This window comes from Alteromonas sp. B31-7 (assembly GCF_015767655.1).
GTDB lineage: Bacteria > Pseudomonadota > Gammaproteobacteria > Enterobacterales > Alteromonadaceae > Alteromonas > Alteromonas australica.
The window spans coordinates 570,631-591,813 of sequence record NZ_CP065233.1; the positions used below are offsets into that span (position 1 = coordinate 570,631).

Genomic DNA, 21,183 nt, shown 5'->3' on the forward strand with positions numbered 1-21,183 from the left:
ACACCGCGACATAAAATAAGAACGCTAATGTTATACAGGGTGTGTGACACTGGCGTGGCATTTCAAGGTTTAATCCCCTTGTAATTACAACGCAATGTTTTGCTGTAAATACTGTTATACTGTGTATCAATTGACCACATGAACCAAATTACGTGAATGTGTCTAAGAAAATCAAGCAAATGAAATACACGCATTCGCGAAACGAAACAACAAAAGGTAATTTATAAATACATGAGTGATGATCCGCATTATCAGCGCGAGAAAGAGAAGTACGAAAACCCGGTAGCAAGCCGAGAATATCTAATGAGCGTATTAAAAGAACACGACAAGCCATTGTCGTTTCTGGATATCTGCGCTTTGGTAAACGCCTACGAAGAAGAAGCCAGAATTGGCATCCAGCGCCGTTTGCGCGCAATGGAACGTGAAGGCCAGATTCAATTTACCAAACAGAAAAAGTACATACTCCAAAACCGTGATGAAATATTTAAAGGCCGCATTATTGGCCACAGAGACGGTTTTGGATTCTTGCGCCCTGAAGATAAAAGTGGAGACCTGTTCATTAGCGCAGGTCAAATGAACCTATTCTTACATGATGACATCGTGGAGGCGCGGGTAAGCGGCACCGACAGACGCGGGCGAAAAGAAGCCTTTGTTACCCAAGTTATCGAGCCTCGTAGCGAACCCATTGTTGGGCGTTACTTTGTAGAGCAAGGCTTTGGCATGGTAGTGCCTGACGATAGCCGTTTACAACACGAAATTGTCATTCCACCAGAGCACACCAACGGTGCCCGAATGGGGCAAGTGGTGGTTGTAGAATTGACCCAGCGTCCACGTCGGAAAATGAGCCCCGTTGGTAAAATAGTGGAAGTGCTTGGTGAACATATGGCGCCAGGTATGGAAATTGAAATGGCGCTGCGTACGTTCGACATTCCACACCAATGGCCGAAAGGGGTCACTAAGCAAGTAAGTAACCTGACAGAGTCGGTGCCTGATGAAGCCAAAGAAGGCCGTATCGATTTACGTCAACTCCCCCTTGTTACCATTGACGGTGAAGATGCCAGAGACTTTGATGATGCAGTATATTGCGAACCGTTAGACAACGGCGGGTGGCAATTGTGGGTGGCCATTGCCGATGTTAGCCACTATGTACGCACAGGCACGGCGTTAGATGATGAAGCGCAGCAGCGTGGTAACTCGGTGTACTTCCCTGATCAAGTTATTCCCATGCTGCCGGAAGTATTATCCAACGGCTTATGCTCGCTAAATCCAGAGGTAGACCGTCTGTGTATGGTGTGTGAAATGACCATTTCTGCTCAAGGGCAGCTGGAGGAATATCAATTTTACGAAGCGGTTATGAATTCCCATGCTCGTCTTACCTACAATAAAGTATGGAATATTCTGCAAGGCGATAAAGATCTTCATCAGCGCTACGAAGCCCATGTGCCGCATTTACGCCATTTACACGATTTGTATCGGGCGCTTAAGAAGTCACGTCAACAGCGCGGTGCCATCGAATTTGAAACACAAGAAGTGAAATTTGTGTTTAACGCACAGCGCAAAATAGAAAATATTGTGCCCCTCGTGCGTAACGATGCACATAAGCTCATTGAAGAGTGCATGATTATGGCAAATGTCAGTGCGGCGTTAATGCTAGAAAAGCATGAAGCGCCCGCGCTGTACCGTGTACATGATAAACCCGATGCAGACCGGTTAACCTCATTCACCAGTTACTTGGGTGAAATAGGGATACCCCATCGCATTACTGACGATGCCGAGCCTTCAGCCTTTACCGATGTGGTGCTGAAAACTCGCGGGCGGGTGGATGAAGAGCTGATTCAAACTATGCTTTTACGTTCAATGAAGCAAGCTATCTACGATGGCGATAATTTGGGTCACTTTGGTTTAGCTTTAGATGCGTATGCTCATTTTACTTCTCCTATTAGGCGTTACCCCGATTTAGTGGTTCACCGTGCGTTAAAAGGCATTATTGCTAAACAGCAGGGCAAAAAAGCGGTATCAGGCTTTAAAAATTACACTGGCGAAGAAATAGAGCAACTTGGTGAGCAATGCTCTATGACTGAGCGCAGGGCTGATGATGCCACCCGTGACGTAGCAGACTGGCTTAAATGCGAGTTTATGTTAGACCACGTGGGAGACACTTTTGAAGGTGTGGTGAGCTCGGTTACGAATTTTGGCTTGTTTGTTCGCCTTACCGAATACCATATTGATGGTTTGGTCCACATTACCTCGTTAGATGATGATTTTTATCATTACGATGAAGTTAAGCAGGTTCTTTTGGGTGAATCTGGCCATCGCCAATTTAGGCTTGGCGATACGCTTGAGGTGAAAGTGGCTGCGGTTAACCTCGATGAAAGAAAGATTGATTTATTACTGGATAAGTCTATGCTGCGCGGCCCTGGTGGTAAGAAGGTAAAAGTGAAAACGGCCAAAAAACCAAGCAGGAACGCCAAACGAGGGCCGAAAGGGCCAGCACCGAAAGGTAAAGGTGCAACACCACGAGCGAAGAAAAGGGGGTAACGGGTAGTGGCGCAGCAAGAATGGTTATATGGGCTTCATGCAATGCAGTCTGTGCTAGAGCAAGAGCCAGAGCGAGTGATGGAAGTCATGGTATTAAAAGGGCGTAATGATGAACGCCTTACCAATATTGTGAATCAAGCACGACGTTTCGGTATTTCGGTGCAGTTTTGTCAACGTAAAGCGTTAGACGATAAAGTAAACGGCGAACAACACCAAGGTGTGGTTGCACGTGCAAAACCGGCAAAAGTGTTGGATGAAGCCGACTTAGACCGTATTTTAGAAAGCCAAGACCAACCTTTATTGTTAGTGTTAGATGGCATCACCGACCCTCATAATTTGGGTGCATGTTTACGTACTGCCGATGGTGCAGGTGTGAATGCGGTTGTGGTGCCTAAAGATAAATCAGCCAGCCTCAATGGTACCGTACGAAAAGTGGCATGTGGCGCAGCTGAAGTTATTCCACTTATCCAAGTGACTAATTTATCGCGTACGCTTAAGCATCTGCAAGACAAAGGCTTGTGGATTGTAGGTACTGCCGGTGAAACCGACAAAACCTTATATGATATCGACCTGAAAGGCCCCACGGCGCTTGTTATGGGCGCTGAAGGTAAGGGGATGCGCAGGTTGACGAAAGAAACCTGCGACGAATTGGTTAAGTTACCCATGGCAGGTAGCGTAAGTAGTTTAAACGTATCAGTGGCAACGGGGATTTGTTTGTACGAAATAGTGAGACAACGCACGCTGTAATAGTCGCCTTTACATTATTCCTGATACGTCTTGAAAGCCCGCATAATGCGGGCTTTCTGCTTGTTGTTGGCATAAAAGACACAGTTTTAAGTCAGCTTTGTAAAGAAGGTGTAAAGGCTGGAACTAACCCTCTCTGTTTACTGCCATAGCGCAGTATAGTTCACCCCGTTAGGTAACTACTCAGGCATAGTGCCTAACTTTAAGCGCGGCAGCACCTGCCTATTGCTTTACCCAACAATGATTCAGTAAGGACATTTAGTTTATGCAATTTCACTCAAAGGCTTGGTTACGAAATGTAGCTATTGGGCTTATCGCACTTCTTGGCTTAAGTGCCTGTGGTGGCTCAAGTGGTAGTAGCACCGATTATTCGTATGCTTATATTCAGTTTTATAATGCATCTCCTAATGGAGCCAACGTAGAAATGCGTGAGGTGGATGGCGATAGCTTCGGTTCTGCACAGTTTGGCGATACCACATCCATGTACTCTATGGAAAAGGATGAATATGAACTAGAGTTCATCCGCACAGACTCAGACGATCAAGAAGTGCTTATCGATACCTACACAGTTGATTTAAAAACAGGGTACAAAACACTGATTGTGATGAGTGGTGACTTCTCAGACCCTATTATTACTGAATATCAGTATGAACGTGAAACACTAGAAGACCACTTCAGACTGTTTGCCCTTTCGGTAACCATAGATGAAGATTCTTACGATTTTTATCTCAGTGATGCAGGCGACCCTTTTGAAGCCGCAAACTTCCTCGGCACGGTAACTGCGAGCGAAATGATTGAATTGGACTACTGGGATCCAGATGACGACAGCGATTACTTTGATGAAGGTGAATATACTATTTACCTAACAGAACCAGGTAGCACAGACGTTGTATTCGAATCGCAAACTATCGACTTTGCCTATGAGACAGAATACTTAATGACAATGCGCGATGTTAGTGGTGCTATTCAAGACGGCCTAATTGTAGACACAATTTTGAATTCATCTACAGTAACTGCGCTAACCGACGTTGAAGCAGATGCACAATACCGCATCTATAATTCAACAAACCTAAGCACCGCATTGGATGTCACTTTTGGCGGTACAACCGACGAAGAAGATGTAGCCTTCACGCTAGACGCGGGTGAATTAAGTGAATTTACTGCTATCACATACGGTGACTACCGCGTTACTGTATCAGACAGCACAGGTGAATATGCACAGCTGAGTAATAAACTGATTACCCTTAACCAAGGTGAGAGTAAAGCCATTCTTATCTACGAAAGAAATGGTGCCCTTGGCGCAGCAACCTTTGTGGAAAGTGGTTTACCTCAGGCCTACGATAAAACGGTTAATTTCATCAACCTAGTTGAAGACTTCGATGATGTAGACTTTTACCTTGTACGTAACGATGAAACTATCGATACCGCAGAGTACGATTTACAAAACCTAGAGTTTGGTGAAAGCGACAGCGAAGTATTGCCTTCAGATTATTACGAAGTTATCGCCGTATATGAAGACGACAACGAAGAGCAAATCCTTTTAGATAGAACAGCATTGTTCGGGTTTAATGAAGAAGAAAACTATATTGTAACGGTTGAACCTGCTGACACTGCAACAGGTTATGAAATCAACATTCTTTACTAGTTGATTTGCCTGAAAATTAGACTAATTGATAAGGTGTGAAGCCTTCCAATAAGTAAAAATTAGGTTAAGTTGTTAAGTGGCCATTACTTTGAAGTGATGGCCTTTTTTGCCTCATGGCGCCTGCATTAAAAGGAGGAACCGAATGAGCGTAATAAAAGACTTGCACCAAATTTCTACGGATAACGACCTGCCGTTTGTCGATAAAGTAGCGCATCTTTTGAAAATAGGTGTGGCAACCCTCGGCCTCGATAACGCCATCGTTAGCAAAGTCACAAATGATAATTACGTGATTATGCATGCGTTAACCCCCGATAACAGTATTGTCGCTGGCACTGCGTTCAGTCTTGTTGATACCTACTGTGCAGATACAATAAATGCGGGCGAAATCGTTGCCTACGCCAATATTGATGCCTATCCAGGTGCTTCACACCCTTGTTACGATAAGTTCAAACTCCGTCGTTATATTGCCTCTCCCATCTATGTGAATAACAAATGCTACGGCACCCTTAATTTTTCTTCCGAACAAGCCAGCGATAACCCATTCTCCAATTTAGATTATGACTATGTGCTTCTGTTTGCCGATTGGATTGGCAGTGAAATCGAAAAACAGCAGGCATTCGGCAGTATGTCAAAGCAGCAAGAGGTCTTGGCTGAACAAAATACCTTGCTAACCCAAATTACCACATTAGTAGGCGTAGGCACCTGGGAGTATAACGTCGCAACACAGCAGCTATATTGGTGCGATGCCCTAAAACGCATGCTTCATATTCACCCAGACCGAGGCATCACCACTCAGGAAGTGTTAGCTCTCATTAAGCATAATGAAACCAAAGCACAGTACCAAAGCAAGTTTGAAGAAATTATACAAACCGGTGAAGGTTGGAATTACGAGCTAGAAGTTCTTACCGATGCGGGCGAGACCAAATGGCTAGAAAGCCGTGCCCAACCTATTTTTGAAAACGGAAAGTGCACTAAGGTAGTGGGCGCCACCCGAGATATTTCCGATCGCATCTATACCTTACAGACGCTTCAAGATAAAACTGAAATTGCAGAAAAAGCCTTAGCGGCCCGCAGTGACTTTCTCGCCAATATGAGCCATGAAATTCGCACGCCAATCCACGGTGTTCAAGGTATGTTGGAAACGTTGGAAGCATCGACATTGTCGTCCAAGCAAAAAGAGTATGTGAATGTGGCGATGAAAAGTGCCGAAGCCCTACTTGGCATTGTAAATGATGTACTCGATTTTTCTAAAATAGACTCAGGCCAAATGACGTTTGAAGCGTCTCCCGTGAATATTGAAGAGGTAATACAGCATCAATTACCCATGTTTGAACGTTTAGCGAATAAAAAAGGGCTACAATTTACAGCGGATACGAAAGCCTTATCGGGCCATTTATTCATGGCAGACAGTTTAAGGTTAAATCAAGTACTCATAAACCTCATCAATAATGCCATTAAGTTTACCCTTGAGGGTAACGTGAAAGTGACCACCCGTTGCACCAAATATGGCCCTGACCGCTACAGAATAAAACTCATAGTAACCGATACTGGTATAGGCATAAGTGAAGCACAGCAAGCGGTAATATTCACGCCGTTCTTGCAGGCTGAAGAGTCAACGCAACGCCGCTTTGGTGGCACGGGGTTGGGGCTTGCTATTGTGCATAAAATCATAACCCACTACGGGGGAAGTATAGATGTGTCTAGTGAGCTAGGGGCAGGGACACGCTTCATTGTAACCCTTACACTAGACAGTGCCAATGGCATAGCGCCAAAAGTAAACCAGCATAAAGCTCAGGCGAGATACACGGCGGCAGAACTTAAAAACACCTTTAAAAATGCCAAGGTATTAGTAGTAGAAGATAACGAGATAAACCAAATTGTCATTAAAGAGCAATTAAAAGAGATTGGTTTAAAAGTAGAGGTGGCGGAAAACGGCGAAGTGGGCGTGGCCAAAGTGATGCATGCTATTAACGTTAAAGCTCCTTACACCCTAATACTGATGGATTGCCATATGCCAGTGATGGATGGCATTACCGCGACCAAACACATTAGGCGCTTAGACGGTGCAGGCAGTGACGTGCCAATTATTGCGTTAACCGCCAACGCGATGCCCAGCGAAAAAGACAAATGCTTACACGCCGGCATGAATGATTTTATTTCAAAGCCAGTGGGAATAAGCCGCTTACGGGATCGTTTGCTTTATCATCTATCCCCACCAACGGAAATGCTCGACAGCACCGCTTAAGCAGGTATAATAAACGCTCTTCCGGCTTCCACTATCTCGCGAGGCCGATTATTTTTCCATCGCCTAAAAATAATTCAATTTAACGCTATCACTACCCCAAGATTTCTGTTATCATTTCGCGCCCTTTTTATGGGGGTATGTATATAATTTCAGCGCTTCCATGTTGAGATTAGCAGCTTAAACGACTCGGGAGAGTCTTAATTTTTAGAGCGGAGCACTAACATGATCCAAATGCAAACTAACCTGGACGTTGCAGACAACAGCGGCGCTCGCAGGGTTCAGTGTATTAAGGTTCTTGGTGGCTCGCATCGCCGTTATGCAGGTATCGGTGACATCATCAAAGTTACTGTGAAGGAAGCAATTCCTCGCGGTAAAGTTAAAAAAGGTGACGTACTGAATGCAGTGGTGGTGCGTACTAGAAAAGGCGTTCGTCGTGCTGATGGTTCATCCATTCGTTTTGACGGTAACGCGGCTGTTTTGCTTAATGCAAACAAGCAACCAATTGGTACGCGTATCTTTGGACCGGTAACCCGTGAGTTGAGAAGTGAAAACTTCATGAAAATCATCTCATTGGCCCCAGAGGTACTATAAGGAGTCACGATAATGGCTAATAAAATTCGTCGTGATGATGAAGTAGTCGTATTAGCGGGTAAAGACAAAGGCAAACAAGGCAAAGTCCTTAAAGTGCTTATTGCTGATAACCGTTTAATTGTAGAAGGCGTTAATCTCGTCAAGAAACACACTAAGCCTAACCCACAACTGGGTATTGCTGGTGGTATTGTTGAGAAAGAAGCTTCTATTCACGTTTCTAATGTTGCGATTGTTAACCCAGCAACGGGTAAAGCAGATCGCGTTGGTTTCCGTTTCGAAGACGAGAAGAAAGTTCGTTTCTTCAAGTCAAACGGTGAACTTGTTTAATTATATTGGAGAGTACGATGGCGAAACTGCATGATTTCTATAAAGAAACAGTAGTAGCTGAACTTGCTAAGCAGTTCGGATACAAAAGCGTCATGCAAGTCCCTCGGATTGAAAAAATCACTCTAAACATGGGTTTAGGTGAAGCAGTTGCTGACAAAAAGGTACTTGAGAATGCTCAAGCTGACATGACGGCTATCGCCGGTCAGAAACCTGTAGTCACAGTTGCAAGAAAATCAGTAGCGGGTTTTAAAATCCGTGAAGGTTATCCGATTGGCTGTAAAGTAACCTTACGCGGCGAGCGTATGTGGGAATTCCTAGAGCGTTTGATTTCAATCGCTATTCCACGTGTTCGCGACTTCCGTGGTTTGAACCCAAAATCATTCGACGGTCGTGGTAACTACAGCATGGGCGTGCGTGAGCAAATCATTTTCCCTGAAATCGATTTCGATAAAGTGGATAAAGTTCGCGGTATGGATATTACTATCACTACCAGTGCGAATACTAATGACGAAGCACGTGCTCTGCTGGACGCGTTCAACTTCCCATTCAAAAAGTAGGGGTGTAGGGTTATGGCAAAAGAATCAATGAAGGCACGTGAAGCTAAGCGTACTAAGCTAGTCGCTAAGTATGCTGAAAAGCGCGCCGCACTTAAAGCGATTATCAGCGATGTTAACGCTTCTGAAGATGAGCGTTGGGACGCTGTTCTAAAGCTACAACAACTGCCACGTGACTCTAGTGCTTCACGTCAGCGCAACCGCTGTCGTGTTACTGGTCGTCCACATGGTTACCTACGCAAATTCGGTCTTAGCCGTATTAAGCTTCGCGAAGCAGCGATGCGCGGTGAAGTCCCTGGCCTTAAAAAAGCCAGCTGGTAAGGAGTAGCTGATAATGAGCATGCAAGATCCTATCGCGGATATGTTTACCCGCATCCGTAACGGCCAGATGGCACAGAAAGTTTCTGTAACTATGCCGTCTTCTAAACTTCGCGCAGCTATTTGTGAAGTATTGAAGGCAGAAGGTTACATTGCTGACTATGCAACCTCTGGTGACGTTAAGCCTGTTTTAGAAGTGACGCTTAAGTACTTCGAAGGCAAGCAAGTAATTGACACTATCGAACGTGTAAGCCGTCCTGGTCTGCGCATCTATAAGAAAAAAGATGAGCTTCCAAAAGTAATGGGTGGTTTAGGTGTTGCTATCGTGTCGACTTCTAAAGGTGTGATGACTGACCGTGCAGCGCGTAACGCAGGCATGGGCGGTGAGATCATCGGTTATGTAGCATAACGGAGGAGTTGAAATGTCACGTATAGCAAAAGCCCCAGTAAATGTTGTATCAGGTGTAGAAATTTCTATCTCTGGTCAAGAAGTTACTGTTAAAGGTAGTAAAGGCACTTTGACCCGCGTATTTAATGACGCAGTAGAAGTTGTACAGGAAGAGAACCAACTTAAAGCACTTCCACGTGAAGGTTTCGCTGATAGCTGGGCACAAGCAGGTACTGCTCGCTCTATCCTAAATGCAATGGTTCAAGGTGTTTCACAAGGTTTTGAGAAAAAACTTCAGCTAAATGGTGTTGGTTACCGTGCGCAAGCACAAGGTGCCAAGCTTAACCTAACGCTAGGTTTCTCACACCCAGTAGTATACGAGATGCCTGAAGGCATTACCGTTGAAACTCCTAGCCAAACTGAAATCGTCGTGAAAGGCGCCGATAAGCAGATGGTAGGTCAGGTTGCGGCGAACATTCGCGCTTACCGTCCACCAGAGCCTTACAAAGGCAAAGGTGTACGTTATGCTGACGAAAACGTACGTCGTAAAGAAGCTAAGAAAAAGTAGGTGGGTGATACGATGGATAAGAAAACAGCTCGCATTCGTCGCGCAACTCGCGCACGTGCAAAAATTCGTGAACTGGCCGCGCATCGCTTGGTAATTAACCGTACACCTCGCCACATTTATGCTCAGTTAATCGCTCCTAGCGGTTCTGAAGTGTTGGCAGCGGCTTCAACTGTTGAAACAGATCTTGCAAAAGATCTTAAATCTACAGGTAATACTGAAGCAGCGACGGTAGTCGGTAAAGCAATCGCAGAACGCGCACTTGAGAAAGGCATTAAGACAGTGGCTTTCGATCGTAGTGGCTTTAAATACCACGGTCGCGTTAAGGCATTAGCTGATGCAGCTCGCGAAGCTGGTCTTCAGTTCTAGGAGTTTATAATGGCTAAACAAGATGTTCAAAATGGTGAATTTCTAGAGAAATTGATCGCTGTAAACCGCGTTTCTAAAGTGGTTAAAGGTGGTCGTATCTTTAGTTTCACTGCATTGACAGTAGTGGGTGACGGTAATGGTCGCGTTGGTTTTGGTTACGGTAAGGCACGTGAAGTACCTGCTGCAATCCAAAAAGCAATGGAAAAGGCTCGTCGCAACATGGTTGACGTAGACCTTAATGGCCACACGTTACAGCACCCAATTAAAGGTCGTCACTCTGGCTCTAAAGTTTACATGCAGCCTGCATCAGAAGGTACCGGTATCATCGCCGGCGGTGCAATGCGTGCAGTACTTGAAGTAGCTGGTGTACAGAACGTACTTTCAAAATGTTACGGCTCTACAAACCCAATCAACGTTGTTCGTGCAACAATCAACGCGCTGACAGAGATGAATTCTCCAGCGAAAGTTGCTGCGAAACGTGGATTGTCTGTAGAAGAAATTTTGGGGTAATCAAACATGGCAACGATTAAAGTAAAGCAAACTAAAAGTGCGATTGGCCGCTTGCCAAAGCACAAAGCTACGCTTAAAGGCCTAGGCCTTCGTAAAATCAACCATGTTCGTGAACTGGAAGATACCCCAGCCGTACGTGGCATGATCAACCGTGTAAATTACATGGTTGAGATAGTGGAGGAGTAAGACATGCGTTTAAATACAATTTCTCCAGCCGAAGGTTCAAAACCAACTGGTAAGCGTACTGGTCGTGGTATCGGCTCAGGTCTTGGTAAAACGAGTGGCGTAGGTCACAAAGGTCAAAAAAGCCGTTCAGGTGGCCGCGTTAAGCCAGGATTCGAAGGTGGTCAGATGCCTATTCAGCGTCGTCTTCCTAAATTCGGTTTCACTTCACGCAAGAGCTTTGTTACTGACGAAGTGACACTTGCAGAAATCGCTAAGGTAGAGGGTGATACAGCATCTCTTGAAACTTTAAAAGCAGCGGGTCTTATCAAAAAAGAGATTCAGTTTGTTAAAGTTATCAAGAGCGGTGAAGTATCACGCGCTGTTACAGTAAGCGGGTTGAAGGTTACTAAAGGCGCTAAAGAAGCGATTGAAGCTGCTGGCGGTAAAGTAGAGGAATAAGCTAGATGGCTAAACCAGGATTGGATTCAGGCGCTAAAAGCGGCTTGAGTGAGCTTAAGGCAAGATTGTTGTTCGTACTTGGTGCGATTGTTGTATTCAGACTAGGTTCTTATGTTCCTATCCCTGGCATCGATCCAGCGGTACTTGCTGACTTGTTCGAGCAACAAAAAGGCACCATTGTAGAAATGTTTAACATGTTCTCTGGTGGTGCGCTTGAGCGTGCATCCGTTCTGGCTTTGGGCATTATGCCATACATTACTGCGTCCATTATTATGCAGTTGCTCTCGGTGGTTCATCCACCGATGATGGAGCTTAAAAAAGAAGGCGAGGCAGGTCGTCGTAAGATCAGCCAGTACACACGTTACTTGACGTTGGTATTGGCTATCTTCCAGTCAATTGGTATTTCGACTGGTCTGCCCAACCTGATTAATGGATTGGTGATAAACCCTGGCTTCGGATTCTACTTTACGGCAGTAGTGAGCTTAGTCACAGGAACGATGTTCCTTATGTGGTTAGGTGAGCAAATTACTGAACGAGGTATTGGTAACGGTATCTCTATATTGATTTTTGCTGGTATTGTTGCCGGTCTACCAACAGCGATAGGTCAGACAGCGGAACAAGCAAGACAAGGCGACATTAATCTGTTGTTCTTGTTGTTGATTGCTGTGATTGTTATCGCGCTTACATACCTTGTGGTATTTGTAGAGCGCGGACAACGCAGAATTGTGGTAAACTACGCGAAGCGTCAGCAAGGCCGTCAGGTTTTCGCCGCGCAAAGCACGCATTTACCGCTGAAGGTCAACATGGCTGGTGTTATACCGCCTATCTTTGCTTCCAGCATCATTTTGTTCCCAGGGACTATCGCAGGATGGTTTGGGCAAAATGAATCGACAGCGTGGTTACAAGACGTAGCATTAATGCTATCGCCTGGTCAACCGCTGTACGTGATGTTATATGCAGCAGCTATCATCTTCTTCTGCTTCTTCTACACGGCGTTGGTTTTCAACCCGCGTGATACTGCAGATAACTTGAAAAAGTCTGGTGCGTTTATTCCGGGTATTCGTCCGGGTGAGCAAACATCACGTTATATCGATAAGGTAATGACTCGCTTAACGCTGGCGGGCGCACTGTACATAACCTTTATTTGTTTAGTGCCTGAATTCATGCTAATTGCTTGGAATGTGCCGTTCTACTTCGGTGGTACGTCGCTTCTCATTATCGTAGTGGTTATCATGGACTTTATGGCACAAGTACAGACACATTTGATGTCGAGTCAATATGAGTCTGTGCTGAAGAAAGCTAACCTTAAAGGCTACGGCCGATAAGTTAGCCCCTTAATTTTGAAAGAAAGGGGAACGATGTAATGAAAGTTCGTGCATCAGTAAAAAAGATTTGCCGTAACTGTAAAGTTATCAAGCGCAACGGTGTTGTGCGTGTAATTTGCAGTTCTGACCCTAAGCACAAGCAGCGTCAGGGCTAATCTAAGCGGTACAGAATATTTGCAAAGCTAAGTAAGCAGAACCTGAATCATACTTATCAGGTTCTGCTAGTTTTGTTTATAAGTATTTTGCACCAAAATTTGCAATTTAGTCGACGGGTAAGTATCCTATCGGGCTTTTTAGGTCGTCGACAAATAAACAAGAGGAGTGCTGTTAATGGCCCGTATCGCTGGCATTAACATTCCTGAGCACAAGCATGCTGTAATCGCTATCCAAGCGATCTACGGCGTTGGTCCCACACGTGCGAAAAGCATTTGTGCGGGTGCTGGTGTTGCAGAAAATACAAAAATCAAAGAGCTAGACGAAGCGACTATTGATAAGCTTCGTGACGAAGTGGCTAAGTTCACCGTTGAAGGTGACTTACGTCGTGAAGTCTCTATGAGCATCAAACGTTTGATGGACCTGGGTTGCTTCCGTGGTATTCGCCACCGTCGTAGCTTGCCTCTACGTGGTCAGCGCACTAAAACTAATGCGCGTACCCGTAAAGGTCCTCGTAAGCCAATTAAGAAGTAAGCGGGGAGTAAGTTATGGCAAAAGCACCAGCTCGTAGCACGCGTAAGCGCGCAAAACGTCAGGTTGCAGACGGTATGGCTCATATCCATGCGTCTTTCAACAACACAATTGTGACTATCACAGACCGTCAAGGCAATGCATTAGCATGGGCGACATCTGGTGGTTCAGGTTTCCGTGGTTCACGTAAATCTACCCCATTTGCTGCACAGGTTGCTGCTGAGCGTGCAGGTGTAGCTGCACAAGAATACGGTCTTAAGAACCTTGAAGTGTTCGTTAAAGGTCCAGGTCCAGGCCGTGAGTCTGCGATCCGTGCTCTTAACGCTACAGGTTATAAGATCACAAACATTACCGATGTGACCCCTATTCCTCACAACGGTTGTCGTCCACCGAAAAAACGTCGCGTTTAATCGACGGACAGTTGGAGAAAGATCATGGCAAGATATTTGGGTCCAAAACTCAAACTTAGCCGTCGCGAAGGAACTGATTTGTTCCTTAAAAGCGGCGTTCGCGCAATCGATTCTAAATGTAAAATCGATACTGCGCCTGGTCAACATGGTGCCCGTCGTGGCCGTTTGTCTGACTACGGTGTTCAGTTGCGTGAAAAACAAAAAGTTCGTCGTATGTATGGCGTACTTGAAAAGCAATTCCGTAACTACTACAAAGAAGCTGCACGTCTAAAAGGCAACACAGGTGAAAACTTGTTACAACTTTTAGAACAGCGTCTTGATAACGTAGTTTATCGTATGGGATTCGCTAGCACTCGTGCTGAAGCACGTCAGCTAGTTAGCCACAAGGCGATCATGGTAAATGGTCAAGTTGTGAACATTCCATCGTTTAACGTTTCTGCCGAAGACGTGGTTTCTGTTCGTGAAAAAGCTAAAAAGCAAGCGCGTATCGTTGCTGCTTTGGAACTGGCTGACCAACGTGAGAAGCCAACCTGGATTGAAGTAGACAGCAGCAAAATGGAAGGCACTTTCAAGCGCGTTCCAGAAAGAACTGACCTGTCTGCTGAAATTAACGAACAGTTGATCGTCGAACTTTACTCTAAGTAAAGCTAACTAAAGAGGAAGCATTGTGGGTTCTGTGACTGAATTCCTAAAACCGAGATTAGTTGAGATCGAAAACGTTTCTCCTACTCGTGCCAAAGTAACTTTGGAACCACTAGAGCGCGGCTTTGGCCATACTCTAGGTAACGCCCTACGTCGTATTTTATTGTCATCCATGCCAGGATGCGCAGTAACCGAGGTAGAAATTGATGGCGTTCTTCACGAGTACAGCACCAAAGAAGGTGTGCAAGAAGATGTGATTGAAATCTTGCTTAATCTGAAAGGTTTAGCGGTTCGCCTTGAAGGTAAAACTGAGGCAACCCTAACTCTAGTGAAATCTGGCGCTGGCCCTGTTGTTGCTGGTGATATTCAGCATGATGGCGACGTAGAAATTGTTAACCCTGACCACGTTATTTGTACTTTAACTGGCGAAGCTGAAATCAGCATGCGCGTTAAAGTAGAAATGGGTCGCGGTTATGTACCAGCTTCTACCCGTCGCTCCTCTGAAGAAGATGATCGTCCAATTGGTCGTTTGTTAGTAGACGCTTCATACAGCCCAGTTGAACGTATTGCATACAGTGTTGAGTCTGCTCGTGTTGAACAACGCACAGACCTTGACAAATTGATCATCGACATGGAGACGAACGGTACTTTAGATCCTGAAGAAGCGATCCGCCGTTCTGCTACTATCCTAGCTGAACAGCTAGATGCATTCGTAGATTTACGAGATGTGTCAGAGCCAGAAGCGAAAGAAGAGAAGCCAGAATTCGATCCGATTCTGCTTCGTCCAGTAGATGACCTTGAACTGACAGTACGTTCTGCAAACTGTTTGAAAGCAGAAGCTATCCAGTACATTGGTGACCTGGTACAGCGCACTGAGGTTGAGCTACTTAAAACGCCTAACCTTGGTAAGAAATCGCTAACTGAAATCAAAGATGTTCTAGCATCTCGTGGTTTGTCTCTAGGTATGCGCCTAGAAAACTGGCCGCCTGAGAGCATCGCTGAAAAAGATTAATCAGGTTTTTATCAAACTGATTTGTAGAGAAGGATAAAACTATGCGCCATCGTAAGAGTGGTCGTCAGTTGAATCGCAACAGCAGCCATCGTCAAGCTATGTTCAAAAACATGGCTGGCTCTTTGGTCAAGCACGAAGTGATCAAAACTACGTTACCAAAAGCGAAAGAATTACGTCGCGTAATTGAGCCTCTAATCACTATGGCTAAAGAAGACAGCGTTGCAAATCGCCGTCTAGCTTTCGCCCGCACTGGTGATAAAGAGGTTGTAGGTAAACTATTCAACGAGCTTGGTCCTCGTTACGAAGCTCGCCCAGGCGGTTACACTCGCATTTTAAAATGCGGTTTCCGTTCTGGCGACAATGCCCCAATGGCATATGTTGAGCTAGTTGACCGTCCAGTTGTAGAAGCTGAAGAAGAAGCAGTAGAAGCAACTGAAGAGTAATTAATACTCACATTGAAAAAGGGGCAGAGTGAAAACTCTGTCCCTTTTTTGTTTCTGACGTTTCCCACCCTTTGTTCAGTTTGTGCACGGTACTTGCTAGATACATGTAGAATTAGGACGAGCATGTAAATTAAACAGGTATGTTTTCACTCTCAAACTTAAATACAGCAGCTATCGCTAACACATTTAAAAACAGCCAGCTTAACGCGTCACTAGAGAAGCTTAGCTCTGGAAGCCGCATTAATCGTGCTGCCGACGACAGTGCAGGGCTACAAATAGCGACGCGCTTAGCTTCATCACGTTCAGCCCATAGCCAAATTAACCGCAACCTTAACGATGGTATCAGTTACGCCCAAACCGCAGACACAGGGCTGCAAGAATCTGCCGCATTACTGCAACGCATGCGTGTACTTGCCGTGCAAGCGCAAAATGGTATTAACAGCGATTCTGACAGGGCAGCACTGAATAAAGAATTTAACCAACTTAAGAACGCTGTAAACGCCATTGCGTTTAACACCGAAGTTTTCAATCGACTACCCCTTGTCGACGATAATGACTTGCTCTCAAGCTATGTATCCTCTTTGGATGATGTGTTTACCGCCGGGCAAACTACCTCGATGGAAAGCGGGTTACGTTCCATTGCTTATATTCCTGCAGGGTCGAAAGGTATAAGTATCAATTTAGATTCCTTTGGCGCAGACGATGACATACAAGTATTTAAAACCAACGGTGAACACATAATAGGCACCCCCCTAAGCGATGGTGCTTGGGGAGTGAATGACATTAACAATGCCAATGACATTGAAGATTCATTTTTCCTTGAAACTAATGGTTATCAGCCGAGCGCAACGTACGATGACAGTAATCTATCTACCTCTGGCGTGAGTACCCATAACGGCGCTACGTTTACCTTTTCAGGCGATGGACACCCTGGTACTTACCTTGAGTCGCTAACCATAGATGAAACTAGCGAACCACTAATCATTTCCGTTGTGGGCAATGGATACTTCAATATTACGGTAGGCTGGGATTCCATAGGTACGCAGGGCAGTAACCCCTTTAGCCTGGGTGGCGTGAACATTACCGACAGTAATCAACTCGGTGTAGGTACCGAGTATATTAGCCTAGATAAAACGCCTGCAACCATGACGACATTAGGTATCGAAACAACGTCGCTAGAAACGCAAACGTCGGCAGAAGAAGCGTTAGAAAGAATCGATTCCGCGCTTAAGGATATCGGGGAATCTCGGGCCTACTATGGCGCTAAAATTAATCAGATGTATTCAGCCTACAAACAAAACGCCATAATGAACGAAAATGTATCCGCTGCGAGTAGCAGAATAACGGATACTGATTATGCGCAAGAAACAGCAAGGTTAACCCAGAGCCAAATTGTGGAACAAGCAAGCGTATCGTTACTCGCGCAGTCTAAACAAAATGACGGGCAGGTGTTGGAACTGTTGAACGCGTCGGCGCAATAGTTAGCGTAATGCACCTAAAACAAAGGCATTCAATAGAATGCCTTTTTTACGTTAGCTGAAGAACTCAATGTTAAAGCTGATACGTTAAAGGTTGCTCAATATTTCCTTTCTTTTTTGCTCGTATTCTTCTTGCGTAATTAATCCGCGTTCGTACAAATCTTTAAGCTTCGATAGTTTGTCAGTGATATCGCCATCTAATGCATCGTTTTCAGCCCCCACGATAGAGCTTCTACTACCAGTGAGTGTTTCATCTATAGTCGCGACAAATATACTTTTATACCGGCCATTTTCTTGATAGGTACAATCTATTTCCCCATCGTAACTCCATACACTATTGCTCCACTCTCTTATCATGGGGCTCATGTATTCACATTTACGAATTTGGCCGAGTAAAATGAGGTTACGGCCCTCAATTTGGTATTTATTAATTGCACTCCAAGACCAATGTGAAAAGTTGGGGTGATGACGAATGTTTTCAGGTGCCTCTAGAAAGAACTCCTCATGATGCCCGTAGGTAACATACAAATAACTACCATCGTAAACGGCCAACATTTTAGAACGAGTCCAATTGCAATCGGTGCAGGTATACCAGCCATAAATCACATTGTTTTCGTCCATGCGTTCAAATTGAAAGTAAAATCCATTTCGAACGTACTGGCGATATATTTTTTCCTTCGGCGCAACAGGCTTAATGCTAATTAGCTTTTCAAAGGTTTCGGTTTCTAACATGGGGGAGGGATAATTTAAGGTGGCACAGCCACCTAATGACATTAAAACGCCAGTTAATACCAGCAAGGCAAGCTTTTTATATATAAACATCGTGTAAGGTACCTAATTAATAATCCTTCAACTTCAACGTTATACTAAATTTTTGATTTGCTCAAATAGTGTTCAGTGCATGTAAATAGACAAAAAAGCCTGTAAACCATGATAAAACCCCAATTAAGCGGTTTCATTCAGCTAAGGTTCTTAATATACTTGACCAAAGGGTATGTAAATATCTTCCACAAAGAGAAGACGAAAAATTAAGGAATATTATGAAACCAGTAGTACTTGCTGGCGGCACTGGAAGCCGCCTTTGGCCAAAATCACGGGCCGCACTTCCCAAGCAATTTTTATCGCTCACATCTGACAGCACCATGCTGCAAGATACCATTACACGGTTAAAAGGTACCGAGGCTGCTAGCCCCATCTTTATTTGCAACGACGCCCACCGCTTTTTAGTGGCAGAGCAACTAAGACAAAAAGACATACACCACGGCGGAATACTGTTAGAGCCAGTAGGTCGTAACACAGCACCAGCCATTGCGTTAGCTGCCTTGCACGCCACCATCAACGGTGAAGACCCTATTCTTTTAGTATTAGCGGCCGATCACCTTATTAAAGATGAACCTGCCTTTCATGCTGCTATACAAAAAGCAGAAGTATTGGCGAAACAAGGTAAGTTAGTAACCTTCGGTATAGTGCCAGACCAACCCCACACGGGTTATGGTTATATTAAAGCGGGTAGAAGTTTAGAAAGTGGGTTTGAAGTTGCTGAGTTTGTTGAAAAACCGGCGCTACAAACCGCGAAAGACTATGTTGAATCGGGCAGCTATTACTGGAATAGCGGCATGTTTATGTTTAAAGCTAGCCGTTACCTAGAAGAACTAGAAAAATACAACCCAGAAATGCTAGATGTGTGTAAGCGCGCCATCGATACAGAAACCCCTGATTTAGATTTTATTCGCGTCGATCATGATATATTCGCTACCTGCCCAGACGATTCTATTGATTACGCTGTTATGGAGAAAACAGACAGCGCCGCCATGGTGCCCCTTGACGCACAATGGAGCGATGTAGGTAGTTGGACATCGTTATGGGAAACATCACCAAAAGATGAAAACGGCAACGTTTGTGTAGGCGATACCATCCTAGAAAATACCAAGAACAGTTATGTAAACGCAGAACAGCGCTTAGTGTCTGTTATTGGTTTAGAAGACGTTATCGTGGTTGAAACCAAAGACGCCGTAATGGTAGCGCACAAAGACGACGCACAAAGCATTAAGAAAGTGGTAAATAAACTTAAAGCTGAACATCGCCCTGAGTTTGAATTTCACCGTGAAGTATTCCGACCTTGGGGAAGTTACGACTCCATCGACAGCGGCGCTCGCTTCCAAGTGAAACGCATTACCGTTAAACCAGGTGAAAAGCTTTCGGTTCAAATGCATCACCACCGCGCAGAGCATTGGATTGTGGTATCGGGCAGTGCCAACGTAACAATCGATGAAGAAACACAGTTAGTTACCGAAAACGAATCGGTATACATTCCCATTGGTGCGGTTCACGCGCTAGAAAACCCTGGCAAGATTCCACTAGAACTTATTGAAGTGCAATCGGGTGCCTATCTAGGTGAAGACGATATTGTTCGTTTTTCTGATAGATACGGTAGAGTTAGATAACTCACTCACCATAAATTAAGAGGCTGAGATTAATCCAGCCTCTGGTTTCAGGAATTATTAGATTATGAAACAGTTATTAGTCTCAGGAGAATCATTCTCAAAGATAGACAAAAAGCTAGGCTCTTCTAATTATAGTTATGCATTTGCTCGACAGAAAATGCTTAGGTCTATAGCAATAAATTTTAAAATTACCTTTATTCAAGATCCATGTTTCTTTAATAGTAATCAATCATTTTCGATTGTGCCAGATAATACCGAAATACACGTAGCATTTAGTTCATCATCCGAATTCCGTCTAGTAAAGGGTATGAAAAACGTAATAGCTTTCGCGTGGGAGTTCGATGTCATTTCAGATGAAGATCTTTACGCTTTAAACCCATTTGATAATATGAAAAGAATGCTAACTTTAGCTGACCAAATTTGGGCAACGTCGAATTACACCAAAACTATTCTTGAAAAATGTGGACTTGATAATGTTGTGTTGATTCCCGCTCCAATTGAAGCTCCAAAATTAAATCGTGAAAGCGAAAAAAATATAACGCAACTATCTAAAATTGTTGTGAGTGAACTAAAATTGAATACTTGGTTTGATTATAGAACTTATAAGCTGCCAATTTCATTGAATTCTACTTTCTTTGCAGAGAATGATAAGATACTCAATGCTATAGAAAAAAATTCCCTTTATTTAACAATACTCAATCCACATGACAAAAGAAAAAATTTAATAAATTTAATTGCTGGCTTCGAAGCTTTTTCAAAGGAGAACTCAAACGCAGTTCTTATGATAAAGTTTGTAATTTCCTCGTCTAGTTTTAATCACGAAGATTTCGTTATAGATAATATACTTCCAGTGTATCCTGATTATTTTTCGGTCAAGAGTAAATCTATATTATTCTTTTTCGACTATTTAGATGAAACTCAGATGTCAGCACTCTACAACGTAAGCACTTTTTATTTATGTGCGTCTATTAGTGAGGGACAGAATCTTCCATTACTTGAATCGATGATACATGGATGTATCCCAGTAACGACCGCAGGTACAGCAATGAAAGATTATATTAATGGAGATAACTCAGTATTGATTAACGTTAGGAGGCGGAAGTCTTTGATACGTGGCCTAGCAGGCAATATGACCTCGCACGAACATTTTATTGAACAAGCTCGAGCATCAGATATTTTTTTTGCGCTTCAACATTCCATTAAGTTGTCTACAGAACAGCGTTCTAAAAAATCATCGTCTGCTGTTGAAACTGTTCACGAAAGATATGACGTCGATAAAATCGCAATTGATATTGATTCAAGCCTTTCGAGCTTATAAAGGAATTAA

25 protein-coding genes are annotated in these 21,183 nt (G+C 44.2%); 24 read left to right on the top strand and 1 reads right to left on the bottom strand.

Going from position 1 to position 21,183, the window contains the following annotated elements; all coding sequences use genetic code 11:
* Window positions 1-231: 231 nt before the first annotated feature.
* The 22 genes from rnr (at window position 232) to IUA53_RS02575 (ending at window position 17,415) form a co-directional block, all read left to right on the top strand.
* Window positions 232-2,538, top strand: a complete 2,307-nt coding sequence (gene rnr, locus IUA53_RS02470; protein ID WP_044058215.1) for a ribonuclease R — start codon at window positions 232-234, stop codon at window positions 2,536-2,538.
* 6 nt (window positions 2,539-2,544) lie between these two features.
* Complete coding sequence (gene rlmB, locus IUA53_RS02475) at window positions 2,545-3,285, top strand: 23S rRNA (guanosine(2251)-2'-O)-methyltransferase RlmB (RefSeq protein WP_196898228.1); 741 nt, start codon at window positions 2,545-2,547, stop codon at window positions 3,283-3,285.
* Between the two features lie 262 nt (window positions 3,286-3,547).
* Entirely contained in the window at window positions 3,548-4,927 is a 1,380-nt protein-coding gene (locus IUA53_RS02480; protein ID WP_196898229.1) for a DUF4397 domain-containing protein, read from the top strand.
* 142 nt (window positions 4,928-5,069) lie between these two features.
* Window positions 5,070-7,172 carry a GAF domain-containing hybrid sensor histidine kinase/response regulator gene (locus IUA53_RS02485; protein ID WP_196898231.1) on the top strand — a complete coding sequence of 701 codons (2,103 nt, stop codon included), beginning with the start codon at window positions 5,070-5,072 and terminating at the stop codon, window positions 7,170-7,172.
* Window positions 7,173-7,394: 222 nt separating this feature from the next.
* Window positions 7,395-7,763, top strand: coding sequence for a 50S ribosomal protein L14 (rplN, locus tag IUA53_RS02490; protein WP_013786228.1), 369 nt, complete (start codon window positions 7,395-7,397; stop codon window positions 7,761-7,763).
* 12 nt (window positions 7,764-7,775) lie between these two features.
* Window positions 7,776-8,090 carry a 50S ribosomal protein L24 gene (gene rplX / locus IUA53_RS02495; RefSeq protein WP_044058211.1) on the top strand — a complete coding sequence of 105 codons (315 nt, stop codon included), beginning with the start codon at window positions 7,776-7,778 and terminating at the stop codon, window positions 8,088-8,090.
* A gap of 17 nt (window positions 8,091-8,107) precedes the next feature.
* Window positions 8,108-8,647 carry a 50S ribosomal protein L5 gene (rplE, locus tag IUA53_RS02500; RefSeq protein ID WP_012519226.1) on the top strand — a complete coding sequence of 180 codons (540 nt, stop codon included), beginning with the start codon at window positions 8,108-8,110 and terminating at the stop codon, window positions 8,645-8,647.
* A 12-nt stretch (window positions 8,648-8,659) separates the two neighbouring features.
* Window positions 8,660-8,965, top strand: a complete 306-nt coding sequence (gene rpsN, locus IUA53_RS02505) for a 30S ribosomal protein S14 (protein ID WP_044058210.1) — start codon at window positions 8,660-8,662, stop codon at window positions 8,963-8,965.
* Between the two features lie 13 nt (window positions 8,966-8,978).
* Window positions 8,979-9,371 (top strand): 30S ribosomal protein S8, encoded by a 393-nt coding sequence (rpsH, locus tag IUA53_RS02510; protein WP_044058209.1) that lies wholly within the window; start codon window positions 8,979-8,981, stop codon window positions 9,369-9,371.
* Window positions 9,372-9,384: 13 nt separating this feature from the next.
* Window positions 9,385-9,918: a 50S ribosomal protein L6 gene (rplF, locus tag IUA53_RS02515; RefSeq protein ID WP_044058208.1), complete on the top strand. Its 534-nt coding sequence runs from the start codon at window positions 9,385-9,387 to the stop codon at window positions 9,916-9,918.
* 12 nt (window positions 9,919-9,930) lie between these two features.
* Window positions 9,931-10,284: a 50S ribosomal protein L18 gene (gene rplR / locus IUA53_RS02520; protein ID WP_044059081.1), complete on the top strand. Its 354-nt coding sequence runs from the start codon at window positions 9,931-9,933 to the stop codon at window positions 10,282-10,284.
* A gap of 9 nt (window positions 10,285-10,293) precedes the next feature.
* Window positions 10,294-10,794 carry a 30S ribosomal protein S5 gene (gene rpsE / locus IUA53_RS02525; protein ID WP_012519221.1) on the top strand — a complete coding sequence of 167 codons (501 nt, stop codon included), beginning with the start codon at window positions 10,294-10,296 and terminating at the stop codon, window positions 10,792-10,794.
* Between the two features lie 6 nt (window positions 10,795-10,800).
* Window positions 10,801-10,980 (top strand): 50S ribosomal protein L30, encoded by a 180-nt coding sequence (gene rpmD / locus IUA53_RS02530; RefSeq protein ID WP_044058207.1) that lies wholly within the window; start codon window positions 10,801-10,803, stop codon window positions 10,978-10,980.
* Window positions 10,981-10,983: 3 nt separating this feature from the next.
* The gene (gene rplO / locus IUA53_RS02535) at window positions 10,984-11,418 is read left to right on the top strand and encodes a 50S ribosomal protein L15 (protein ID WP_044058206.1); all 435 of its coding nucleotides are present in this window, start codon (window positions 10,984-10,986) and stop codon (window positions 11,416-11,418) included.
* Between the two features lie 5 nt (window positions 11,419-11,423).
* Window positions 11,424-12,743 (top strand): preprotein translocase subunit SecY, encoded by a 1,320-nt coding sequence (gene secY / locus IUA53_RS02540; protein ID WP_044058205.1) that lies wholly within the window; start codon window positions 11,424-11,426, stop codon window positions 12,741-12,743.
* Between the two features lie 38 nt (window positions 12,744-12,781).
* Complete coding sequence (gene rpmJ / locus IUA53_RS02545) at window positions 12,782-12,898, top strand: 50S ribosomal protein L36 (RefSeq protein ID WP_012519217.1); 117 nt, start codon at window positions 12,782-12,784, stop codon at window positions 12,896-12,898.
* 175 nt (window positions 12,899-13,073) lie between these two features.
* Window positions 13,074-13,430 (top strand): 30S ribosomal protein S13, encoded by a 357-nt coding sequence (gene rpsM, locus IUA53_RS02550; RefSeq protein ID WP_012519216.1) that lies wholly within the window; start codon window positions 13,074-13,076, stop codon window positions 13,428-13,430.
* A gap of 14 nt (window positions 13,431-13,444) precedes the next feature.
* Entirely contained in the window at window positions 13,445-13,837 is a 393-nt protein-coding gene (rpsK, locus tag IUA53_RS02555; RefSeq protein WP_013786215.1) for a 30S ribosomal protein S11, read from the top strand.
* Window positions 13,838-13,861: 24 nt separating this feature from the next.
* Window positions 13,862-14,482: a 30S ribosomal protein S4 gene (gene rpsD, locus IUA53_RS02560; RefSeq protein WP_012519214.1), complete on the top strand. Its 621-nt coding sequence runs from the start codon at window positions 13,862-13,864 to the stop codon at window positions 14,480-14,482.
* Window positions 14,483-14,501: 19 nt separating this feature from the next.
* Window positions 14,502-15,491 carry a DNA-directed RNA polymerase subunit alpha gene (locus tag IUA53_RS02565; protein ID WP_044058204.1) on the top strand — a complete coding sequence of 330 codons (990 nt, stop codon included), beginning with the start codon at window positions 14,502-14,504 and terminating at the stop codon, window positions 15,489-15,491.
* Window positions 15,492-15,532: 41 nt separating this feature from the next.
* A complete protein-coding gene (rplQ, locus tag IUA53_RS02570; RefSeq protein ID WP_044058203.1) occupies window positions 15,533-15,934 on the top strand; it encodes a 50S ribosomal protein L17 in 402 nt (133 codons plus the stop codon).
* 140 nt (window positions 15,935-16,074) lie between these two features.
* Window positions 16,075-17,415, top strand: coding sequence for a flagellin N-terminal helical domain-containing protein (locus tag IUA53_RS02575; protein ID WP_196898232.1), 1,341 nt, complete (start codon window positions 16,075-16,077; stop codon window positions 17,413-17,415).
* 84 nt (window positions 17,416-17,499) lie between these two features.
* Here the strand turns inward: IUA53_RS02575 and IUA53_RS02580 are convergent, their stop codons facing one another.
* Entirely contained in the window at window positions 17,500-18,234 is a 735-nt protein-coding gene (locus tag IUA53_RS02580) for an SHOCT domain-containing protein (RefSeq protein WP_196898234.1), read from the bottom strand.
* A 218-nt stretch (window positions 18,235-18,452) separates the two neighbouring features.
* On the opposite strand from IUA53_RS02580, the gene IUA53_RS02585 reads away from it, so the two are divergent.
* Both IUA53_RS02585 and IUA53_RS02590 read left to right on the top strand, forming a co-directional pair.
* Window positions 18,453-19,856 (top strand): mannose-1-phosphate guanylyltransferase/mannose-6-phosphate isomerase, encoded by a 1,404-nt coding sequence (locus IUA53_RS02585; protein WP_196898236.1) that lies wholly within the window; start codon window positions 18,453-18,455, stop codon window positions 19,854-19,856.
* A 64-nt stretch (window positions 19,857-19,920) separates the two neighbouring features.
* Window positions 19,921-21,174 carry a hypothetical protein gene (locus IUA53_RS02590; protein WP_196898238.1) on the top strand — a complete coding sequence of 418 codons (1,254 nt, stop codon included), beginning with the start codon at window positions 19,921-19,923 and terminating at the stop codon, window positions 21,172-21,174.
* Window positions 21,175-21,183: the final 9 nt, after the last annotated feature.

Excerpts from the sequence above, each read along its gene's own strand:
- rnr (WP_044058215.1), top strand. The coding sequence starts at position 232 with ATGAGTGATGATCCGCATTATCAGCGCGAGAAAGAGAAGTACGAAAAC.
- IUA53_RS02480 (WP_196898229.1), top strand. The coding sequence starts at position 3,548 with ATGCAATTTCACTCAAAGGCTTGGTTACGAAATGTAGCTATTGGGCTT.
- IUA53_RS02485 (WP_196898231.1), top strand. The coding sequence starts at position 5,070 with ATGAGCGTAATAAAAGACTTGCACCAAATTTCTACGGATAACGACCTG.
- rplN (WP_013786228.1), top strand. The coding sequence starts at position 7,395 with ATGATCCAAATGCAAACTAACCTGGACGTTGCAGACAACAGCGGCGCT.
- rplX (WP_044058211.1), top strand. The coding sequence starts at position 7,776 with ATGGCTAATAAAATTCGTCGTGATGATGAAGTAGTCGTATTAGCGGGT.
- rplE (WP_012519226.1), top strand. The coding sequence starts at position 8,108 with ATGGCGAAACTGCATGATTTCTATAAAGAAACAGTAGTAGCTGAACTT.
- rpsN (WP_044058210.1), top strand. The coding sequence starts at position 8,660 with ATGGCAAAAGAATCAATGAAGGCACGTGAAGCTAAGCGTACTAAGCTA.
- rpsH (WP_044058209.1), top strand. The coding sequence starts at position 8,979 with ATGAGCATGCAAGATCCTATCGCGGATATGTTTACCCGCATCCGTAAC.
- rplF (WP_044058208.1), top strand. The coding sequence starts at position 9,385 with ATGTCACGTATAGCAAAAGCCCCAGTAAATGTTGTATCAGGTGTAGAA.
- rplR (WP_044059081.1), top strand. The coding sequence starts at position 9,931 with ATGGATAAGAAAACAGCTCGCATTCGTCGCGCAACTCGCGCACGTGCA.
- rpsE (WP_012519221.1), top strand. The coding sequence starts at position 10,294 with ATGGCTAAACAAGATGTTCAAAATGGTGAATTTCTAGAGAAATTGATC.
- rpmD (WP_044058207.1), top strand. The coding sequence starts at position 10,801 with ATGGCAACGATTAAAGTAAAGCAAACTAAAAGTGCGATTGGCCGCTTG.
- rplO (WP_044058206.1), top strand. The coding sequence starts at position 10,984 with ATGCGTTTAAATACAATTTCTCCAGCCGAAGGTTCAAAACCAACTGGT.
- secY (WP_044058205.1), top strand. The coding sequence starts at position 11,424 with ATGGCTAAACCAGGATTGGATTCAGGCGCTAAAAGCGGCTTGAGTGAG.
- rpmJ (WP_012519217.1), top strand. The coding sequence starts at position 12,782 with ATGAAAGTTCGTGCATCAGTAAAAAAGATTTGCCGTAACTGTAAAGTT.
- rpsM (WP_012519216.1), top strand. The coding sequence starts at position 13,074 with ATGGCCCGTATCGCTGGCATTAACATTCCTGAGCACAAGCATGCTGTA.
- rpsK (WP_013786215.1), top strand. The coding sequence starts at position 13,445 with ATGGCAAAAGCACCAGCTCGTAGCACGCGTAAGCGCGCAAAACGTCAG.
- rpsD (WP_012519214.1), top strand. The coding sequence starts at position 13,862 with ATGGCAAGATATTTGGGTCCAAAACTCAAACTTAGCCGTCGCGAAGGA.
- rplQ (WP_044058203.1), top strand. The coding sequence starts at position 15,533 with ATGCGCCATCGTAAGAGTGGTCGTCAGTTGAATCGCAACAGCAGCCAT.
- IUA53_RS02575 (WP_196898232.1), top strand. The coding sequence starts at position 16,075 with ATGTTTTCACTCTCAAACTTAAATACAGCAGCTATCGCTAACACATTT.
- IUA53_RS02580 (WP_196898234.1), bottom strand. The coding sequence starts at position 18,234 with ATGTTTATATATAAAAAGCTTGCCTTGCTGGTATTAACTGGCGTTTTA.
- IUA53_RS02585 (WP_196898236.1), top strand. The coding sequence starts at position 18,453 with ATGAAACCAGTAGTACTTGCTGGCGGCACTGGAAGCCGCCTTTGGCCA.
- IUA53_RS02590 (WP_196898238.1), top strand. The coding sequence starts at position 19,921 with ATGAAACAGTTATTAGTCTCAGGAGAATCATTCTCAAAGATAGACAAA.